The organism is Desulfobaculum sp. SPO524 (assembly GCF_044987625.1).
Taxonomy (GTDB): domain Bacteria; phylum Desulfobacterota; class Desulfovibrionia; order Desulfovibrionales; family Desulfovibrionaceae; genus Desulfobaculum.
This window is the reverse complement of the sequence record NZ_JBJDSB010000004.1, coordinates 127,110-144,966: the sequence shown is the minus strand read 5'-3', so window position 1 is coordinate 144,966 and position 17,857 is coordinate 127,110. Positions and strand designations below refer to the sequence as shown.

Sequence of the window (17,857 nt, the reverse complement as noted above, 5' to 3'; positions counted from 1 at the left end):
ACATAACGCCCCGCCGCGTACGCCCTGCGGGGGTCGCCTGTGCCGCATCTGCCCTCTGCGCGGCGATTTTTGCCCTGCGCCTTGCGCGAAACGCCGCCCACGGCTAAAGTCGGAGTCTGTTATGGCCGAAGAGAACACCATGCGAAACAGACTCATCCCCCTTGCAATGCTGCGTTTTTTCCCAGCCGCCCTTGCCGCACTCGCCGTGGCGGCGGTGCTGTACCCCGCCTGCGCCACCGCACGCCCCCTCACCGAGGAACGCCTCAAGGCCTTTGAGGCCTACACCGTCGGCGACGACCAAGCCCGCGACCTTGTCCGTCCTGTAGACCGTCCGCGCTTTATCTCCGTAGCCAACGCCTCGCTGGTGCTGGAGCGCGACGAAGTCGTCTTTGTGGAGGAAGCCCCGGACGGCGAGGTCCGCATCTATCCCCGCCTCGTCCTGCTGCGGCACGAGGTGGTCAACATTGCGGGCGATGAGCAGTTCCGCTGCGTTACCTACTGCCCCTTCACGGGCAGCCTCATCGGCTACATTGGCCGCATTGAAGGCGACGCCACCAGCCTTGGCACCACCAACCAGCTCCTCAACTCCAACCGCATCCTCTACGACCGCTCCACCGGCGCGCGCTGGCCGCAGATTCTGGGCCAAGCCATCGACGGCCCGGTAAAGGGCGAATTCCTTCAGCGGTTCGGCCTGCTGTGGACCACATGGGAACGCGCGCGGGAAGTCTACCCCGACGCGCAGGTGCTCTCGCGCCCTCGCTCCGGACCGAACGTCAATTACAGCCGCGACCCGTATGGCTCCTACCGCCGCAGCGGCACCTACTACGACACCGGGGGGTCGTACTATCCCCTGCTGCACACGGACACCCGCGTGCACCCCAAAACGCGCGTCATAGGCCTTGCCGACCATGGCGGCTCCGCCCTTGCCATCAACAAGGACGCCGTGAAAGCCGCCACGGCCGTCACCCTCGGGTTCGGCCTCAATCCCGTCGCCGCCTTCTACGACCCGCAACTGGACACGGTGCGCACCTTTGCCGCCACAGTAAATGACAGGCCCCTGCATTTCGAGCTGGTGGACGGCGTTATCCGCGACACAGAAACTCACACCCAGTGGAACCACCACGGCGTGGCCGTGCAGGGCCGCCTGCGGGAAACGCGCCTTGCGCCCATGCCCGGCATGGACTGCATGTGGTTTGCGTGGAAAGCCTTCCACAACCACACCCAGTACTGGGACGGCGAAACCCTTTACCCCTATTAGCCCCCGCCGGCCGCCAATCCGGGGGATGGAGCGCCAACTTTCCCCCTTCCGTAAGCCGGGACAAACAGGTATGGTGCCTTGCACCAAAAACCTCAAAAGCCACAGGACGACTCATGAAGGAAGCCTTGTTTCGCGGCGTGCTCATTGGCGGAGCCCTTGGGGTCATCGCCACATTCGCCTTCCACTTCGACCCGCCCCGGGCATTTTTCCTTGGCGTGACCGGCGGCCTGCTGGCCGGTCTGACGCGCTACCTCATCACACGCAGAAAGGACCGCTAACTCCCGCATGGATGATACCCACAATGGCGAGCTGTTGCGGCGCGCCTTTTTCCTGCTTTTTGTGCTTGGCATCTGCACGCTGGTGGCCGTGAGCCTGTTTTCCGGGTTTATGCCGCCGTACAAGACGCTGTTCTTCTCTGTTTCGCTTGACAACGTCCTCCACTTCATGGCCTTCGCCATGCTGGCAACCGTGGCTGCGCCAGCCTTCCGCACCCGCACTGTGGCCCTTGCCGCCCTTCTGGTGCTGTTGCTCCTCGGCTTTTCCCTTGAATTTTGGCAGAATTTTTTGCCAAACCGCCGGTGCACGCTGGCGGATGCAGCGGCCAATATGCTGGGCATCGCCCTTGGCGGCGGCTTTGGATTTTTCCTGCGCCTGCGCTTTGTGGAGCCGCTCCCGGCCAAAGCGCCGCGGCGCAGCCCCGCGCACTAAGCCGGTCTGCCCCAAACGAGGTGGCCGGCGCCAGATGCCCACGAAAAAAGCCCCCGCATATGCGGGGGCTTTTTTCGTATCACTTGCCCTCGGGAAGAGCTGAAAACGCGTGGGAGCGAACTAGCCCACAAGCAGGTCGCCGTTGACCACGTTAATGGGGCGGCCCTGCTGAAAGGCGTGAATATTGGCGGCGGCCTGACGCATCAGGTTCTGCCGCGCGGTCAGCGACGCCCACGCGATGTGCGGGGTCAACAGGCAGCCCGGCGCGGTGAGGAGCGGATTGTCCGGGGCGATGGGCTCGTGGGAGACCACGTCCAGCGCCGCGCCGCGAAGGTTGTGCGCATGCAGTGCGGCGGCAAGGTCAGGTTCATTGATAAGCCGCCCGCGCGAGGTATTCACCAGCAGCGCGTCCGGACGCATGCGCGAAAGCAGCGCCTCATCCACAAAGCCTTCATTCTCCGGCGTCAGCGGGCAGTGCAGGCTGACCACGTCGGACTGCTCAAACACCTGCTCGATGGAGGCGTAGCTGAAGGGCGCGTAGTCCGGCACGGGCTTGGGGGTGCGGGTATTCACCAGCACGCGCATGCCGAAGGCGTGGGCAAGCTCGCACACGCGGCTGCCGATGGCGCCAAAGCCCACAACGCCCATGGTCTGGCCCGTCAATTCCACCTGCGGCGAGCGCCAGTAGCACCAGTCCTCACTGCGCGCCCAGTCGCCGTCCTTGACGCTGAGGTCATGGTCGCGCACGCGGTGGTTCAGCTCCAAAATCATGGCAAACACAAACTGCGCCACGGCGTTGGTGCCGTAGCCGGGGACGTTGCACACGGGTATGCCGCGCCGTCCGGCGGCCTCAAGGTCCACCATGTCAAAGCCTGTGGCCAGTACGCCGATGTAGCGCATGTCCGGCAGTTGGGCGATAACATCCGCCGTCAGCGCCGATTTGTTGGTGAGCACCATGCGCGCGCCCTGAGCGCGCTCCACGATGTCCTCCGGCTCGGTGCGGGGGTAGACGGTCACATCACCCAACTCTTCTATGGGAAGCCACGGGTTGTCACCCGGATTCAGCGTCTGTCCATCCAAAACGACGATCTTCATCTGTTGTCATCCTTGTAAGAATTCGAGTCATGCGGTCCCACGGGTCCCGCCGTTTCCTGGCCACCGGCCACCACGCCCCGCGCGCGGGAGCGCCGCACGGTACTGCCCAAGCACCTTGGACGCCAATCCGTCCCCGGCCGCCACAGTCTGTAAAACATCATCCGCCGCGTCATGCAACCTCCGAAGCTGCCGCGCCGGGAAATATCGTGGCATATCGGGCCTGCGCCGCAACAGGTCCGCCCAGCCCGCCGCGGCGGCGTGGCGGCACGCGGCCTGAATGCGCAGGTCCGCCTGCGCGGCGCACACGTCCAGCATATGCCGCACCACGGCGGGAAGCGCCTCATACGCGGCCTTATTCAGTATCAAGACAAGGCGCTCCGAGGGCCGCAGCCATCCCGGCAACAGCACGGCGTCCGCCGCCGCGTCCAGACCAAGGGCCATTTCGCAGGCGAGCCCATGCCACCATGCCCCATCAAGGTGCTGTGAGGCAAATGCCGCCTTCATCGCCGCACCGGTTGCGGGCAGCCCCTCCGGCACTTGCGCCCCGGCGGCGGCCAGCACACGGGCGCCGAGCCCGCGCGCCGGCAGTCGCAGCCCGCTCACGCCATCCGTGGCGACATCGACGCCACGCGTCCATGCAAAGGGTCCGCCGCCAGTATCGCCCATGGGGAGGGCAAAAACGCCGCGCTCCAGCGCCGCCTCGCGCAGCAGTGGCAGCCCGCCGCCATGATACAGCCACGCATTCATGCCCGCTGCATCCAGCCCAAAGGGGACCGAAGCAAACACCTCCAGCGCCGCGCCAGTGCCCTGCTGGTGGCTAAAAAGCACGTGCCCGCAGTCCAACTCGCCCGCCGCCACCTGCGCAAGGATGCCTCCGGGCGGTGCTCCCTCGCCCGCCACGTTCACATCAATGGCCAGGCGCGATTCGGACACAAGGGCAACCTCGCGCGCAAAGGCAAAGGCCCCGCGCGTCAAAAGCGGCATGTCCGCCGTCCACTGCACACCCATGCGCCAACGCGTCCGCCCTGCGACCGCCCCAAGAACCTGCCGAGGCCGCGCCAGCGTCAAAGCCGGGATAAGCCCTGCCATCTGCAGAAATTGGCGTCTCTTCACCTGCATGCACTCCCGCTGCAAAAGCATACATTGCGTCAACAAAAACGGCGCAACAAACAGCCAACACCACGCACAAGAAAAACAGACTATTGCACAAGCATTGAACAGCAATAGATAAAGTGATATGCACCGTCAATACATTCCACACCATAACGCATATCCGGAGCCTGCATGACGCTCACATCTCCTTTCCCGTTGCCGCCACCACGCTCCGTCACTGTGCACACCGGCCATCGTGCCTTTTTCCCGCGCGTCGCTTCTGCGCCCCTACGCCCCGGACGCGGCGTCATGTCCGCCCTGCCCCCCGGAGGAATGTAACATGCCATCACCGCGCATCTTTCTCCGCGTTCTCGTCTTTCTCATCATTGCTTTCGGCGCGCTGGCTCTCGCCTCCGGCGGATACTCCGCGTGGCGCCTGTCCACCCGCCTCACCACAGAGCACGAGGGCAAAGCCCTCGCCATCGCCCAAACCCTTGCCGCCAACCTCGCGCGCGACGTCACGCAGGCCAACGGCGCGGCCGAGCCGTTGGATGGGCTTTTGGGCCATATCGATACTATTGACGGCGTGTCCTATGTGCTCGTCACCGACAGTGCGGGCCGCCCTGTGGCCCATACCTTTACAGGCGAGGTGCCACAGCCGCTCCTGACCGCCACCATGCAGGCCAGCGCCACCGGCATCCGCCGCATCTCCGCCGCACAGTCCCAGAGCTACCTTGACGGCTCCTGCCCTGTGGCAGGCACGGACCTAACCGTGCACGTGGGCATGGACCACCGCCCGGTCCAAAGCGCCCTGCACAGCTCCATTCTGGACCACCAAATTCTTGCGCTGGCTTTCTTCGCGCTGTTTGCCCTTGCCGCATGGGTCTACACCAACAGGCTAACACGTCCGCTGCGGCATCTGGCAGAGTATGCGCGCAAAGTTCGCGGGCACGACTTTACCGCCGACCTGCGCATCACCTCCGACGATGAAGTAGGCGACGCCGCCCGCGCCATCCGCTCCACCACCCGCGAGCTTGCAGGGTCCATCGCCTCGCTCAAAAAGTCCGCGGACGACGCCACAACGCGACTGTCCGACACGCAGTCCACATTCACCGCCATCATGAACACCACGGCGGATGGCATTGTGGTTACCAACCGCATGGGCGTCATCCGTTCCTCCAACCCCGCGCTGCTGGATATGTTCCTCCTGTCCGAACAGGAACTGCGCAGCCGAACCATCTGCGACCTGCTCCATAAGTCCATGGACGACATTGCCACGCTGACGGGCATCTCCCTCTCCGCCCGCGCCGACGCCCCAGCCGCCACTCGCCGGGGCACGGCGGAGTTCGAAACCGTTCTCGGCGATTTGGAATTCCCTATAGAGCTTTCGGTCTCCGTCATTCCGCGCGGAGCAGACGCGGACGTCGTCTTCATCATCCGCGACATCACGGAACGCAAATTCGTGGAAGAACAACTGCGCGAGGCCCACGACAGGTTGGAACGCCGCGTCTGCGAGCGCACCGCCGAACTGGAGCAGGCCAACGCCAAGCTCAAGGCGGAAATTCTGGAGCGCGAAATTGCCGAAAATGCCCTGCGCGAGGCCGAAGCCGACTACCGCAGCATTTTCGAAAACGCCACGGAGGGCATCTTCCGCATTGCGCCAAACGGTACCTACACCGACGCCAACCCCGCCATGGCGCGCATCTTTGGCTACGACACGCCAGCGGAGCTGCTCACGGCCTTCAGCGCCCTTGGCGCGTCGCCGCTGCTTGAGGAAGGCGACGACCGCCCCTTCATGCGCAAACTGCTCACCAACTGGAGTGTCTCCAACCACGAAACCCGCGCCCGCCGCCGGGATGGACAAATCATCTGGGTGGCTTTCAATGCGCGGTGTGTGCGCAACAAGCGCGGCGAGATTCTGCACTTTGAAGGCTCGGTGGACGACATCACCCGCCGCAAGGAATACGAGGCCCAGCTCAAGCACCAAGCCTTTCACGATCCCCTGACCAGCCTGCCCAACCGCAGTCTGTTCCTCAATCATCTGGACATGTCCATGCGGCGCAAAAAGCGCTCGCCCGAAACGCTGTTCGCCGTGCTGTATCTGGACCTTGACCGCTTTAAAGTCATCAACGACAGCCTCGGGCACACCGTGGGCGACCTGCTGCTGACGCATGTGGCCAAGACCCTGACCACCTGCGTACGCGACGTGGACACCGTCGCCCGCTTCGGCGGCGACGAATTCGCCGTACTGCTGGACGACGTAAGCGCCCCGCGCGAAAGCATCAAGGTAGCCAAACGCATTCTGCACACCATCACCCGCCCCACTCGCCTTGGCGGGTGCGAGGTCTTCACCGCCGCCAGCATCGGCATTGTCTTCATCTCCGAGGACTACGCGGACGCGGAATCCATCCTGCGCGACGCGGACACCGCCATGTACCGCGCCAAGGAGCAAGGACGTGGCCGCTTCAAGGTCTTCAACAACAAAATGCACTGCCACGCCGTACGGCAACTCAAGCTGGAGACCGACCTGCGCCGCTCCCTCGACCAGCAGGACTTTGAGCTATACTACCAGCCCATCGTGGACCTCGGCACCGGGCACATGTCCGGGCTGGAGGCGCTCATCCGCTGGAATCACCCGGAGCTTGGGCGCATCTCTCCCGACGACTTCATCCCCATTGCCGAGGACACCGGCCTCATCATTCCCCTTGGGGCATGGGTGCTCACCGAAGTCTGCCGTCAGGTCCGCCAGTGGCACGACGCCTGCGGCCTCAGCATCCCCGTCAGCGTCAATCTCTCCGCGCGGCAATTCATGATGCCCACCCTGCTGGGGGACGTGCGCGACATTCTGCGCGACACCGGCGCGCCGCCGCATCTCTTAAAGTTTGAAATCACCGAAACCGTGCTGATGCAAAACGCCCCCGTGGCCGTGGAAACACTGGGCCGCCTGCGGGAAATGGGCATTCTCATTAGCATGGACGACTTCGGCACCGGGTATTCGCTGTTCAGCTATCTGGTGGAATTCCCCATTGATGTCATAAAAATCGACCGCAGCCTTGTCTCGCGCATTTGCACGGACGCGGACTGCGGCACCATTGTCCGCTCCATTGTTGGGTTGGCGCAGAATCTTGGCTTTAGCGCCGTGGCCGAAGGTGTGGAAATTCCCGAGCAGGCGGACAAATTGCGCGGGTACGATTGCCCCTGCGCGCAGGGCTTCTACTTCTCCCAGCCCGTGCCCGCGCGGGAGGCCGAAAGCCTCCTCGCCGCCGCGAACCTACGCACACATTGACAACCACCGCGTCTTCACGGACTATCTATCGAAACCACCTATCCGAGGAGACGCCATGAGCATCATCATCTACGGCAAAGCTGGTTGACCCTATACGGAAAAGGCCAGGTCGGCCCACCCCGGCGCAGCATACCATGACGTCAAACAGAACCCGGACAAAATGCGCGAGATGCTGGAGCATTCCAGCGGCAAGCGCCTTGTCCCGGTCATAGTGCAGGACGGCGCCGTCACTGTCGGCTACGGCGGGACCTGAGGCGTTTAGCACGCTGGCCGTGCGCCAGCACCCCTTTTAGCGGTCACACAGGCTGCCACCCTTTCAGCGCGCCCCGCCGCGCCCCTCGCCCCGGAACCACTGCACGCACATCCGCAGGGCCACGTCGTCGCCGCTGCGTTCGGCGGCGTCGGCAATGGCATCGGCGCGCGCCCGAAGCCCCTCGCCGTCGCGCTGGCGCGCCTCGGCCTGCTTCAGGCGGGCCATGGCAATGCGCTGGGTGATCACATCACCCGTATTTCCCGCCGCCTGCGCAAAATCAATAAAACTCTCCCGGCCCGGAAACAGCGCCGCCCGCAAGAACCGCGCGAGAAATGCCGTGTCTGCGCACCCTTCACGCTCCGCAATGTCGTGCCAGAACAGGTAGCCGTTCTCCCACAACGGGTGGCGCTTCAGGGTCTGTTCCACAGCCTTGCGCTCCGTCCACACTCCCGCGTCCAGCGCCACACGCGTCTCCCCCGGCATTGCCACATACAGCGACAGCCAGTCGTTAAACCGCGGCAAAAAGCCGTCCGCCTCGTAGATACGGTGCGCGTCGGGCACAAGGGCCTCTCCGCAGCGCTCGCGAAAGCGCCGGACGTTGGCGTCCTCGTTGGCAAACCGTCCTGGGGTACAGCTGGTGGCATGCTCGGCGCGGCTTTCCGGCACACACACAAGCCGCCACCCCGCACCGCGAAGCCGCAGGCACAGGTCCATATCCTCATACCCGTTGACGTATCCCTCATCAAAGCCACCAACATCTGCAAAAACCTGTCCCGGTACCATCAGCGCCGCCGCGGTCAAGGCCTGCACCCGCCGGCGATGCCGCACCACCGGATGGTCCGGCGGAAAGTGCTCGTACAGGTGCACAGGATGCAAAAACGGATCAAAGGCAATGCCGCAGTGCTGCACGCGCCCCGTCTCCGGGTACGTCAGCACAGGCCCAGCCGCGCCAATGCGCCGCTCCTCGCGGAACACCTTGAGCAGCGGCTCAAGCCACCCCTCGCAGACCTCCGCGTCGTTATTCAAAAAGAACAGCATGGGCGTTGTGGCATGCCGCGCGGCCTCGTTGCAGGCAATGGCAAACCCGTCGTTGCGCTCCCGGCGCACGTACAGGAACCGCTCCCCAAAGAGTTCCGCCCCGCGCTGCGGCACACGCTGGGGCGTCCCATCCAGCGAGCCATTATCCACCACCACAACCTCCAGCGCCCGCGCCGGACTATGGCGGCACAGCGCCTCAAGGCACCGCAGGGTCAGCTCCTGCCGTCCGTACACGGGGATGCACACGCTGACAGCACTCATAGGGCGCGCTCCTCCATGCGGGCTATGAGCTTGCGCATGCCGCGCACCAGCGCCGTATCCGGCAAGCCATGCACCAAGCGCCCCGCCAAAGGTACTCCAGCGCCCCTGCCGCCCGCGCGCAGGGTATCCTCGGCCAGCGACACCGCATTCTGCGCAATGACGTTCTCCACAATGTCCGCATACGCGCGGCGCTTATACCGACGCTGGATGCTCCCAAATTCCCGCACAGCCGCGATATTTCGCGACACCGCGTCCGGGTCCAGCCACGCCAGCCCCGTAAAGTCCGGGATGTTCACCACGCGGTGCGCGCGCCCCACACGCAGGAAGAAATCCTGATCGCCAACCCGCTCGTACCGCTCATCAAAGTACCCCACCGAATCATGCACGCTGGCCCGCCACACCGGGTGCGGCCCAACGGTCGGTTTATCCAGATTGTACGCAAAGCTATAGTCCGGCCATTCCCAATAGCCGCCGCTCTCCGGGCTTGGCGAATGGTGCTCAAACGTGCCGTGCGGCGCATCCGTCAGGCGCGTGTTGCCAAAGACCAGCATAATGGCCGGGTCTTCGCGGATGGCCGCAAGCAGGCGCTCATACGCCGCGCTGTGCAAGCGGTCGTTGGTGCTAAACGGCGTCAGAAATTGCCCGCGCGCCAGCATCACCGCCACGTTCCACGCCTCGTACACCGTAATGCGGCGCGGGGCGCGGATGTATCTGATGTTTCCATACTTCTGCGCAAATTCGCGGACAATCGCCCCTTCATTCTCCGGCGACGCCGCATCAACCACCAGCACCTCCAGCTCATCGGCCACGGTCTGGTTCATCACATCACTCAGACACTCCCGCATAAAGGCCTCAGCCGCGTAGGAGGACACCAGAACGCTCAGCGTATACTGCCGCCGCTCGTACCATGTCTCGTCCACGTCGCACTCCTGAATGCATCGTGCGATGCGTGCCCGCATCAGCCGCTGGTGCAGGGCAAAGAGTTCTGTGGAATCCGGCGACGCATCCAGCCAGTTTCCAAGCAGGGCAAAGGCCTCTTGTTCGCGCCCGAATTCCAGCAGGCACCCCGCCGCCTTTCGCGTCATATCTTCATCAAAGGGGTCCGCCGCGCACGCCTCAAGGTATCGCTCGCAGGCGGCCTCGCCCTGTCCGGACGCCGCCAGCAATGCGGCCTCGCGCCCAAGAAGCTCCCCATGACGCGGGAATGTCTCGCGCTGCTCGCGCAGATTCTGCGCAAATTCCGCAAGCACCGTCGCCCCGCTGCACAAATGTTCCACCGCGTGCACCGCCTCGTCATGGGGCGCGCCGCGCAGGTCATCCATATGCCACAGGCACTCGCCCCCTTCCGCAGGGCGCAGCACCGGGCTGGCCGCCACCATCTCCGGCGGCAGGTACACCACGATATCGCCGTCAAAGCGCACAGGCAGGTGCGGCGCCCGCAGGCGCGGCATTCCCGGCTCGTGCCACGTCACCAGCACATGCCGCGCCCCAACCGCTTTGGCCGACACTGGCACCCGCCAGTCAAAGTCCGGCGCCACACTGCGCACCAACGCCGTCAGCGCCGCAAGGCGGCGCACCATGGGCAGCACCACCCGCTCCAGCGCCTCAAGGCCCGGCTGCCACGATTCATCAAAGCACGGCACAAACGTGTTCGGTTCCATAATCACCGGTTTCCAAAACCAGCACAGGCCAACAAGGCATTCATCCAGCAGCAACGGCTCCTCGCCATCCAGCTTCCCTGACAACGGCGCGTCCATAGTCCACGGCGCAACCACAGCACAATCCCCGCGTTTCGCAATGCCGCGCATAATGTCATCCACATCGTCAGCGCGGCCCTCCAACGCCGCACGCGTCCAGCGCGTCAGCGTCTGGTAGCCCGCGCGGCATCGGGGCACGCCCACAAACGGCGGCGCGCCATCAGCGCCTGTTCCCGGAGCGCGCCCACCACGCAACGTAAACAGCGCCGCGTCCTCCGCCGCCGACGCGTACAGCTCATCCACCGGGCGGCACAGCACCGTCTCGTGCGACAGCATCGCCACTCCCAGAAGCTGCGGGGCCGCCTTCAGCAGCCACAGCGCACACGCCGGGGCAAGGTCCGCCGGAGTCGCCCCATCCGGAATATTCTCCAGCACATCAGCGCAGTTCACCACCCGCATCCCCGGAAAGTGCAGCGCCCCCAGCACCGCCGTCACGCTGTCGCCAATGCCGAACACGCACACCAACCCAGCACGCCCCCTCCAGCGCACCGACTCCAGCGTCACCAACGACTGGACCAGCGTTCGCTCATCCACAACCAACACGCACCCAAGCCCAACATCATCCCAATGCGTCATCGTCCCCTCCAATTCACGCTTCCACCAGCCAAGGCATCAGCCCCAGCCGTCGATACACGCTGCAACGACAAATGCCCGTGTCAGTCTTTCGACACGGCGCGTCATGCCACGGTCAGACAACTGCATCTGCGCAAATCATTGGAATGGATTACGAACGCAAAAGCGCAGGAGAACACGACAAGAAAATGCAGTATTCACAACCAAAACAAGCAACTCCCCTGCCAACAGCACAGCTCACCACACAGCTCAAAGCACAACAGATTGGAACCGTGGGAGATATTTCTTTTGGTCGCTCTTTGGCTGACGGGTGGTGCTTGTGCGCTGGCTTAGTTGGCCTCCGGCGGCTTAAGGACTACCGTCCTTAAGAATCCTACGTGCGCACAGGCCGGGTGCGTGTAGATTGGGCAGTCGTCACCCCTGTATGGCTCTCGGGTTTCTTTGGGGTGCCTTTTGGCTGGGGGGTGGTGCTTGTGCGCGGGCTTATTGTGCCTCCGGCGGCTTAAGGACTACCGTCCTTAAGAATCCTGCGTGCGCACAGGCCGGGTGCGTGTGGATTGGGCGGTCGTCACCCCTGTATGGCTCTCGGGCGTGTGGACTTTTTTGGGGGGCTTGGAGGGTGTGGCTGGGCGGTGAGAATCCCTGTGGGAGTGTGTGAAGCAAAAAAGAGACAGACGACCCTACCCATCCTTATTTTCGGGGCGGCTTCCGCCCCGAAAATTATGAGGATTCTCAAGGAAATCATTTCCTTGAGCCGCCGGAGGCATGCTTTTTCTCTTCCCGACGCCGCGGCGGGCGCGACAAAAAAGGCCCGCTCCTTTTGGGGAGCGGGCCTTATGGTGTCATGAAGCGGAGCGCGCGTTTAGGAGGCGGCTTCCTTCTTGACGCTGACGGCGATCTTCCACAGCACGGTCACGATGAGCGCGCCGAGGGCGTAGATGCCCATGGAGATGGTCAGCTCGATGCCGGTGGGCATGTATGGGGTAACACCCTCGAACATATTCGGGATGAAACCAGCCACGACGAGGCCGAGGCCCTTGTCGATCCAGGTTGCGATAACGAGGATGATGAGGGCGAAGATGAGCACCGGCTTGCAGTTACGGGTCTTGGACGGGATGAGCAGCACCAGCGACAGGATGGCGAACACGGCCGCCGTCCAGAAGTAGGGCACCATCTCGGTGTGACCTTCCAGACCGGAGAACAGGTAGACGATGGACGCCTTGTGTCCCGGAATGTTGGAGTAGAACGCGGTGAACAGCTCGAGCATGAAGAAGAACACGTTGGCGGCCATGGCGTAGGTAATGATCTTCGCCAGGGTGCGCACGGCTTCTTTGCCGATCTTGAAGTCCGCGACCTTCTCCACGATCATGAGCAGCAGCAGCATGATGGCCGGACCAGCGCAGAACGCAGAGGCCAGAAAGCGTGCAGCCATGATAGCGGTCAGCCAGAAGTGGCGGCCCGGAATACCGGCGTACAGGAACGCCGTCACGGTATGGATGGAGAACGCGAAGGGAATCGAGAGGATTGCCAGCGCGCGCACCCAGTTCGCGTAGGGGACGCCTTTTTTCTGGGCTTCAAGGGAGGCCCAGCCCACGATGATGTTCAGGAGCATGTATCCATTCAGAACCATGGCGTCCCAGAACAGGATGGAGTTCGGCGTGGGGTGGATCAGCAGGTTGAACAGCCTCTGGGGCTGGCCAAGGTCGACGATGACGAACAGCAGGCACATGATGATAGCGCCGATAGCCATAAACTCGCCGAAGACGACCAAATTGCCGAACTTTTTATAATCGTGCAGGTAATAGGGCAGCACCAGCATAACGCCGGAGGCTGCCACACCAACCAGATAGGTCAACTGGGCAATGTAGAATGCCCAAGACACGTCACGGCTCATGCCGGTGACAGCCAGTCCCTCCTGGAACTGCACCACATAGGCGCCGAAGCCTATGGCGATGAGAACCAGCAGGAAGCCTATCCAGCTCCAGTATCTCTTATCTCCAGTAAGCGCTTTTTCCAGCATGGCTCACCACCTTAGATGATGTAGAAGACGCTGGGGCTCGTGCCCAGGTCCGGTTTGCGGCGGATGGTGTAGTTTTCCGCCAGGGCTCGCCTGACCTCGGAGTTCTTGTCTTCCAGGTCGCCAAAGAGGATCTTGCCTTCTGCTGCTTCGACGCAGGCGGGCATTTTGCCCTGAGCCAGACGTTCAACGCAGAAGTCGCATTTTTCCACCACACCCTTGGTGCGTGTGGGGTACTCGGGATTCTCTTTTTTCAGGCCCTTGCGGGGATCCTGGAAGTTGAAGCTACGCGAGCCGTAGGGGCAGCCAGCCATGCAGAAACGACAGCCGATGCAGCGGTGCATGTCCATCATCACGATGCCGTCTTCTTCACGCTTGAAGGTGGCCTGCGTAGGACAAACGCGCACGCAGGGCGGCTCTTCGCAGTGGTTGCACAGCAGCGGGAAGGGACGATGCTCCACATCTTCGGACAAGTACTCAGCATGAGAATTGGGGAAGGTGTGGTGGAAGCTCTCCAGCCACATCCACTTGATTTCCTGCGGTCCGTCGAACTCAGGAACGTTGTGGTAGCTGTGGCAGGCCTCGATGAGGGGCTTGTAGTCGTCCGCAGAGTGGAACTTGCGGGTATCGATGACCATACCCCAACGCTTCGCGGTGCGCGCCTCGGGGCTGGGGGTCATGTGGTCGTAATGGGGCAGGTAGCTGGCAGCAGCCTTACCTGCACCAGCGGCCACACCAAGCGCCGTGATGCCCGCGACCTTCAGGAAGTTGCGTCGAGTGTTTTTCATCCTACATACCCTCCTTGGGAGCGATATGGCAGTCCCAGCAGTACGGGCTGACTGCAGCGGCGTCATGGCACTTGTCGCAGAACTTCTCCTTGGAGGAGTGGCAGTCCATGCAGGTTTTCTGCAGGCTCATCTCGAAGTGCTTGCCGGTCTTCTTGCTGGTGTAGATACGATTGTTCATACGAACGACTTCATCGCGCCATTCGTTGAGCAGATGCATATGTTCTGCCTTCATCCACTGTGCATCCTCGATGCATTCCTTGGCCTTCGTGGGCTTCTGCAGCTCGGGCGTTTCATACGCCGCCTGGCCCACGTTGTACCAGAACGGGAACGTCATCAAGCCGAGGAACACAATGATTCCGGCTATGATTTTTCCACCGTCATACATTTAGGTACCCTCCATTACTCCACGTTGGGCAGGTCTTCACCGCGCAGGTCAGTCTCGCGCTTTCCTTCACCCTTCATAACAAGGGCATTGGCCACAAGCTCGTGCACACCGGTTACGTCAACACCGGGTGCCCAGTAGTTCGCCAGCGGCGGCAGGGTCGCACGGTCGATGGCGCAGATGGTGGCGAGCATGTTCACGTCGTGCTTTTCCTGCACGTGGCGCAGGGCGTTGCCTCGGGGCAGACCGCCACGCATGCGCATCTCCATGAACTCGTCCGTGTTCAGACCGGAGCCGCCAGCGCAGCAGAAAGTCTTCTCGCGGATGGTATCCTCGGGCATCTCATAGAAGTTGTTACACACACTCTTGATGATTTCCCGAGGCTCGTCGAGCAGACCCATGGCGCGAGCCGGGTTGCACGAGTCATGGAAGGTAACCCGCAGATGGTCGTTACGGCTGGGGTCCAGGTTCAGCTTGTCGTGCTTGATCAGGTCCGAGGTGAACTCGGTGATGTGGATCATGCCGGTAGACGCGGAGTTCTCGAAGCGCGTTCCCGTGATGGGGCTGACCGGGGTTTCCAGACCGGAGGGACCGTTCATGGTGTCCATGTACTGGTTGATGACGCGCCACATGTGGCCGCACTCACCGCCGATGATGTACTTCACGCCCAGTCGCTGGGCTTCGGCGTACATTTTGGCGTTGAGCTTTTTCATCATGGAATCGGAGGTGAACAGACCGAAGTTGCCGCCTTCCGAAGCGTAGGTGGACCAGGTGTAGTCGAGGCCAATCTCATGGAAGAGCATGAGGTAGCCCATGTAGGTGTAGGTGCCCGGGTCGGCGAAGATGTCGCCGGAGGGAGTGATGAAGAGGACTTCGTGGCCCTTTTCGTTCACGGGGCAGTTCACCTTCACACCGGTGATGTCCTCGATATCCTCAACCATGAACTCCATCATGTCGTAATAGGCATGAGGCTGGATACCCATGTGGTTGCCGGTGCGGTTCGAGTTGGCCGCAGGCTCAAGGATCCAGTTGATGTTCAGGCCCAGCTCATGGAGGATTTCACGCGCCATCATGGTGATTTCCGCTGTGTCGATGCCGTAGGGGCAAAACAGCGAGCAGCGGCGGCACTCAGTACACTGGTAGAAGTAGAGGAACCATTCCTTGATGACGTCCTCTTCCAGCTTCCGGGCGCCGGCGAGCTTGCCAAGAATCTTCCCGGCCAGCGTAAACTCGCCGCGGTAGATGGAGCGCAGCAGCTCGGCGCGGAGCACGGGCATGTTCTTGGGGTCGCCGCCACCGATGTAGAAGTGGCACTTGTCGGCGCAGGCGCCGCAACGCACACAGATGTCCATGAAGACCTTGAAGGAGCGATACTTATCGAGGCGCTCGCGGAAAGCGTTCTTGACGATTTCGCGCCAGTTCTCGGGCAGCTTCCAGTCTTCATCGGTGGGGGTCCACTCCCTGGCATGGGGGAACTGGCCCTTGGTGGCGTCATTGAGATAGTTCACCACATCGGGCTTGCCGGGGTAGCACCAGTTGCCCGGATGGAACTCGGGCGGAACATCCATCCAATTCTTTGAAGGAACTTTGTAGTCGTACTGCAAAAGTTCTTCTGGTTTCACATTCCAAGCCATCATTATCTCCTTGGGCTACTGGGCCTCGGTTTCGGCCTGTTCGACGGTCTTTTCCACGGGCAGACCGGCATCGATCATCTTTTCGCGGAACTCGTCCTCGTAGGCGGCGTAGCTGTGCGCCTTGATGGAAGGATCGTTCCAGGGATTCACGTGCCGCTTCGCCCTGCTGTTGTTGGCCAGGTTCCTGGTGGGGCACAGGAAAACACCGCCCATGTGCATCAGCTTGCTGAACGGGAAATACGCGATCAGCACACAGACCAAGAAGAGATGGACATAGAACACCACGCCAACCTCAGGCAGCTGCGCCGGGGGCGCGAAGCTGAACAGGCCCATGGTGATCTCCTTAATGCCCATGACGTCCGTCTTGGCAAAGAAGCGCAGCAGGATGCCGGAACAGGCGACAGCCATGATGAGGAACAGCGGGAAGAAATCATTCACCATGGAGATGTAGCGAACCTGCGGCAGCAGGATACGGCGCAGCAGGAGCAGCGTAACGCCGAGCACCAAGGTGACGTCCGTGATGTACAAGGTGGGCGCGCCAATCTGCAGGAATCCGTCCACCCACTCAATGCCGGTAAGGAAGGCGGGAACGGGGTTCGTAAACAGACGGAAGTGCCGCACAAACACAATCAGGAAAGAATAATGGAAAATCAGCGCAAACAGCCACAGCCACTTGGCGGAAGCATAGCGGACCTTCATGTCCACTCCGTCCTCGGTGCTTCCAAAGCGCTGCACAGCCAGATTGCGGAACAGGGAACGGAAGAACAGCACTTCCATTGCCATGCGTACGAACACCTGCCAGCCAGTGGCGGGGTTGTCGTACTTGTCATGTTTGATCCAGCTATGGGAAAGCTGCTGTCCCGCAGTTGTTGGAATGCGAAACGGGACGGGCGATTTGGCCCATCCGATCACCTTCATGACGACGCCCACAAAGAACAGAGCGATCGCCAAATAGGGAATGACGATCCCAAAAAGGGTATGCATTCCCAGCGCCCCCGCACCCAACAGAGCGATCAGGATGAGTGCGAAGACTGTGAACAGTGAATACAAAGCGTTCATAAGCCCCTACCTCGATTAAAGTTGCAGTGCCAGTTACCCGTCACCGGACTCCGGAGCATCATCGTCCTTTTTTTCGGCCCACTCCGAGAAGTCACAAACCAAGCCGGCTCTCCTCAAGAGACCAGAAAAACGCTGCTTTGAGTCATTCAGCCGAAGCTCAAAGAGTTTTTCGCGGCATTTGGTATAAATGTCGAACGCAATGAGTACCACGGTGTCCACATTGGACTCGAAGTCCCACAGGTCTTGGATGCATTCCTGCGAAAGCGCTTCGCCGGATTCCTCAACCTCTTTCGATGCGGCCTCGCGCACGACATGTTTGAGAAGCATGAATATGGCCGTGGCTTCGGAGGGAGAATACTCCTGCACCGCACGGATGCGGACCACGGTGTCGATAAGCGGAGCAAGGCGGTCGGAGGCCTCGTCCTGAAGAAGTTCGTCGTAGATGCCAGAGATGGCTGTCTTGATGTTCACCCCAACCGGGTTGCCCCAGGGGTGGTCCTTTTTCAAAAAGATGGAGCTCAGACCGGGATAGGTCTTCACGATGAGGTCGAACCACCGTTCGAGAATATCGTCGCGCCGGGTCGTAAGCAGTTCTGCTAGCTTCATGGAAGACAACACTCTGTTGGAAGAAGGGAGATTTGCGTGCTTGGTCTGCA

15 protein-coding genes are annotated in these 17,857 nt (G+C 61.8%); 5 read left to right on the top strand and 10 right to left on the bottom strand.

Annotation, left to right across the window (positions count from 1 at the left end; translation table 11 throughout):
* The first annotated feature begins 121 nt into the window (after positions 1-121).
* The 3 genes from ACI3L3_RS13700 (at position 122) to ACI3L3_RS13690 (ending at position 1,966) form a co-directional block, all read left to right on the top strand.
* A complete protein-coding gene (locus ACI3L3_RS13700; protein ID WP_404845703.1) occupies positions 122-1,258 on the top strand; it encodes a DUF3179 domain-containing protein in 1,137 nt (378 codons plus the stop codon).
* A gap of 113 nt (positions 1,259-1,371) precedes the next feature.
* Entirely contained in the window at positions 1,372-1,536 is a 165-nt protein-coding gene (locus ACI3L3_RS13695; protein WP_404845702.1) for a hypothetical protein, read from the top strand.
* Between the two features lie 7 nt (positions 1,537-1,543).
* Complete coding sequence (locus ACI3L3_RS13690; protein WP_404845701.1) at positions 1,544-1,966, top strand: VanZ family protein; 423 nt, start codon at positions 1,544-1,546, stop codon at positions 1,964-1,966.
* 120 nt (positions 1,967-2,086) lie between these two features.
* Here ACI3L3_RS13690 and ACI3L3_RS13685 read toward each other — a convergent pair whose 3' ends face one another.
* Positions 2,087-3,061 carry a D-2-hydroxyacid dehydrogenase gene (locus ACI3L3_RS13685; protein WP_404845700.1) on the bottom strand — a complete coding sequence of 325 codons (975 nt, stop codon included), beginning with the start codon at positions 3,059-3,061 and terminating at the stop codon, positions 2,087-2,089.
* A gap of 27 nt (positions 3,062-3,088) precedes the next feature.
* A complete protein-coding gene (locus ACI3L3_RS13680) occupies positions 3,089-4,180 on the bottom strand; it encodes a hypothetical protein (RefSeq protein ID WP_404845699.1) in 1,092 nt (363 codons plus the stop codon).
* A gap of 313 nt (positions 4,181-4,493) precedes the next feature.
* Here ACI3L3_RS13680 and ACI3L3_RS13675 point away from each other — a divergent pair, with 313 nt between their 5' ends.
* Both ACI3L3_RS13675 and uxx1 read left to right on the top strand, forming a co-directional pair.
* Positions 4,494-7,439 carry an EAL domain-containing protein gene (locus ACI3L3_RS13675; RefSeq protein WP_404845698.1) on the top strand — a complete coding sequence of 982 codons (2,946 nt, stop codon included), beginning with the start codon at positions 4,494-4,496 and terminating at the stop codon, positions 7,437-7,439.
* 55 nt (positions 7,440-7,494) lie between these two features.
* Positions 7,495-7,692, top strand: coding sequence for a UXX-star selenoprotein family 1 (gene uxx1 / locus ACI3L3_RS13670; protein WP_404845697.1), 198 nt, complete (start codon positions 7,495-7,497; stop codon positions 7,690-7,692).
* Positions 7,693-7,755: 63 nt separating this feature from the next.
* On the opposite strand, the gene ACI3L3_RS13665 is transcribed toward uxx1, so the two are convergent.
* The 8 genes from ACI3L3_RS13665 to ACI3L3_RS13630 all read right to left on the bottom strand — a co-directional run bounded on the left by ACI3L3_RS13665 (position 7,756) and on the right by ACI3L3_RS13630 (position 17,807).
* A complete protein-coding gene (locus ACI3L3_RS13665) occupies positions 7,756-8,991 on the bottom strand; it encodes a glycosyltransferase family 2 protein (RefSeq protein ID WP_404845696.1) in 1,236 nt (411 codons plus the stop codon).
* Positions 8,988-11,324 (bottom strand): glycosyltransferase, encoded by a 2,337-nt coding sequence (locus ACI3L3_RS13660; protein WP_404845695.1) that lies wholly within the window; start codon positions 11,322-11,324, stop codon positions 8,988-8,990. Before ACI3L3_RS13660 ends, ACI3L3_RS13665 begins: the two co-directional genes overlap by 4 nt.
* Before the next feature lie 859 nt (positions 11,325-12,183).
* Positions 12,184-13,341 (bottom strand): sulfate reduction electron transfer complex DsrMKJOP subunit DsrP, encoded by a 1,158-nt coding sequence (dsrP, locus tag ACI3L3_RS13655; protein ID WP_404845694.1) that lies wholly within the window; start codon positions 13,339-13,341, stop codon positions 12,184-12,186.
* An 11-nt stretch (positions 13,342-13,352) separates the two neighbouring features.
* Positions 13,353-14,126: a sulfate reduction electron transfer complex DsrMKJOP subunit DsrO gene (dsrO, locus tag ACI3L3_RS13650; protein WP_404845693.1), complete on the bottom strand. Its 774-nt coding sequence runs from the start codon at positions 14,124-14,126 to the stop codon at positions 13,353-13,355.
* 1 nt (position 14,127) lies between these two features.
* Positions 14,128-14,511, bottom strand: a complete 384-nt coding sequence (gene dsrJ / locus ACI3L3_RS13645; RefSeq protein ID WP_404845692.1) for a sulfate reduction electron transfer complex DsrMKJOP subunit DsrJ — start codon at positions 14,509-14,511, stop codon at positions 14,128-14,130.
* A 14-nt stretch (positions 14,512-14,525) separates the two neighbouring features.
* On the bottom strand, positions 14,526-16,142 hold the full coding sequence (gene dsrK, locus ACI3L3_RS13640) for a sulfate reduction electron transfer complex DsrMKJOP subunit DsrK (protein ID WP_404845825.1): 1,617 nt from the start codon (positions 16,140-16,142) through the stop codon (positions 14,526-14,528).
* Between the two features lie 15 nt (positions 16,143-16,157).
* Positions 16,158-17,201 (bottom strand): sulfate reduction electron transfer complex DsrMKJOP subunit DsrM, encoded by a 1,044-nt coding sequence (dsrM, locus tag ACI3L3_RS13635; protein ID WP_404845691.1) that lies wholly within the window; start codon positions 17,199-17,201, stop codon positions 16,158-16,160.
* Positions 17,202-17,234: 33 nt separating this feature from the next.
* A complete protein-coding gene (locus ACI3L3_RS13630; protein ID WP_404845690.1) occupies positions 17,235-17,807 on the bottom strand; it encodes an RsbRD N-terminal domain-containing protein in 573 nt (190 codons plus the stop codon).
* Between the last annotated feature and the right edge of the window lie 50 nt (positions 17,808-17,857).

Excerpts from the sequence above, each read along its gene's own strand:
- ACI3L3_RS13695 (WP_404845702.1), top strand. The coding sequence starts at position 1,372 with ATGAAGGAAGCCTTGTTTCGCGGCGTGCTCATTGGCGGAGCCCTTGGG.
- ACI3L3_RS13665 (WP_404845696.1), bottom strand. The coding sequence starts at position 8,991 with ATGAGTGCTGTCAGCGTGTGCATCCCCGTGTACGGACGGCAGGAGCTG.
- dsrK (WP_404845825.1), bottom strand. The coding sequence starts at position 16,142 with ATGGCTTGGAATGTGAAACCAGAAGAACTTTTGCAGTACGACTACAAA.
- ACI3L3_RS13685 (WP_404845700.1), bottom strand. The coding sequence starts at position 3,061 with ATGAAGATCGTCGTTTTGGATGGACAGACGCTGAATCCGGGTGACAAC.
- ACI3L3_RS13700 (WP_404845703.1), top strand. The coding sequence starts at position 122 with ATGGCCGAAGAGAACACCATGCGAAACAGACTCATCCCCCTTGCAATG.
- ACI3L3_RS13690 (WP_404845701.1), top strand. The coding sequence starts at position 1,544 with ATGGATGATACCCACAATGGCGAGCTGTTGCGGCGCGCCTTTTTCCTG.
- ACI3L3_RS13675 (WP_404845698.1), top strand. The coding sequence starts at position 4,494 with ATGCCATCACCGCGCATCTTTCTCCGCGTTCTCGTCTTTCTCATCATT.
- dsrO (WP_404845693.1), bottom strand. The coding sequence starts at position 14,126 with ATGAAAAACACTCGACGCAACTTCCTGAAGGTCGCGGGCATCACGGCG.
- ACI3L3_RS13660 (WP_404845695.1), bottom strand. The coding sequence starts at position 11,324 with ATGACGCATTGGGATGATGTTGGGCTTGGGTGCGTGTTGGTTGTGGAT.
- ACI3L3_RS13680 (WP_404845699.1), bottom strand. The coding sequence starts at position 4,180 with ATGCAGGTGAAGAGACGCCAATTTCTGCAGATGGCAGGGCTTATCCCG.
- ACI3L3_RS13630 (WP_404845690.1), bottom strand. The coding sequence starts at position 17,807 with ATGAAGCTAGCAGAACTGCTTACGACCCGGCGCGACGATATTCTCGAA.
- dsrJ (WP_404845692.1), bottom strand. The coding sequence starts at position 14,511 with ATGTATGACGGTGGAAAAATCATAGCCGGAATCATTGTGTTCCTCGGC.
- dsrM (WP_404845691.1), bottom strand. The coding sequence starts at position 17,201 with ATGAACGCTTTGTATTCACTGTTCACAGTCTTCGCACTCATCCTGATC.
- dsrP (WP_404845694.1), bottom strand. The coding sequence starts at position 13,341 with ATGCTGGAAAAAGCGCTTACTGGAGATAAGAGATACTGGAGCTGGATA.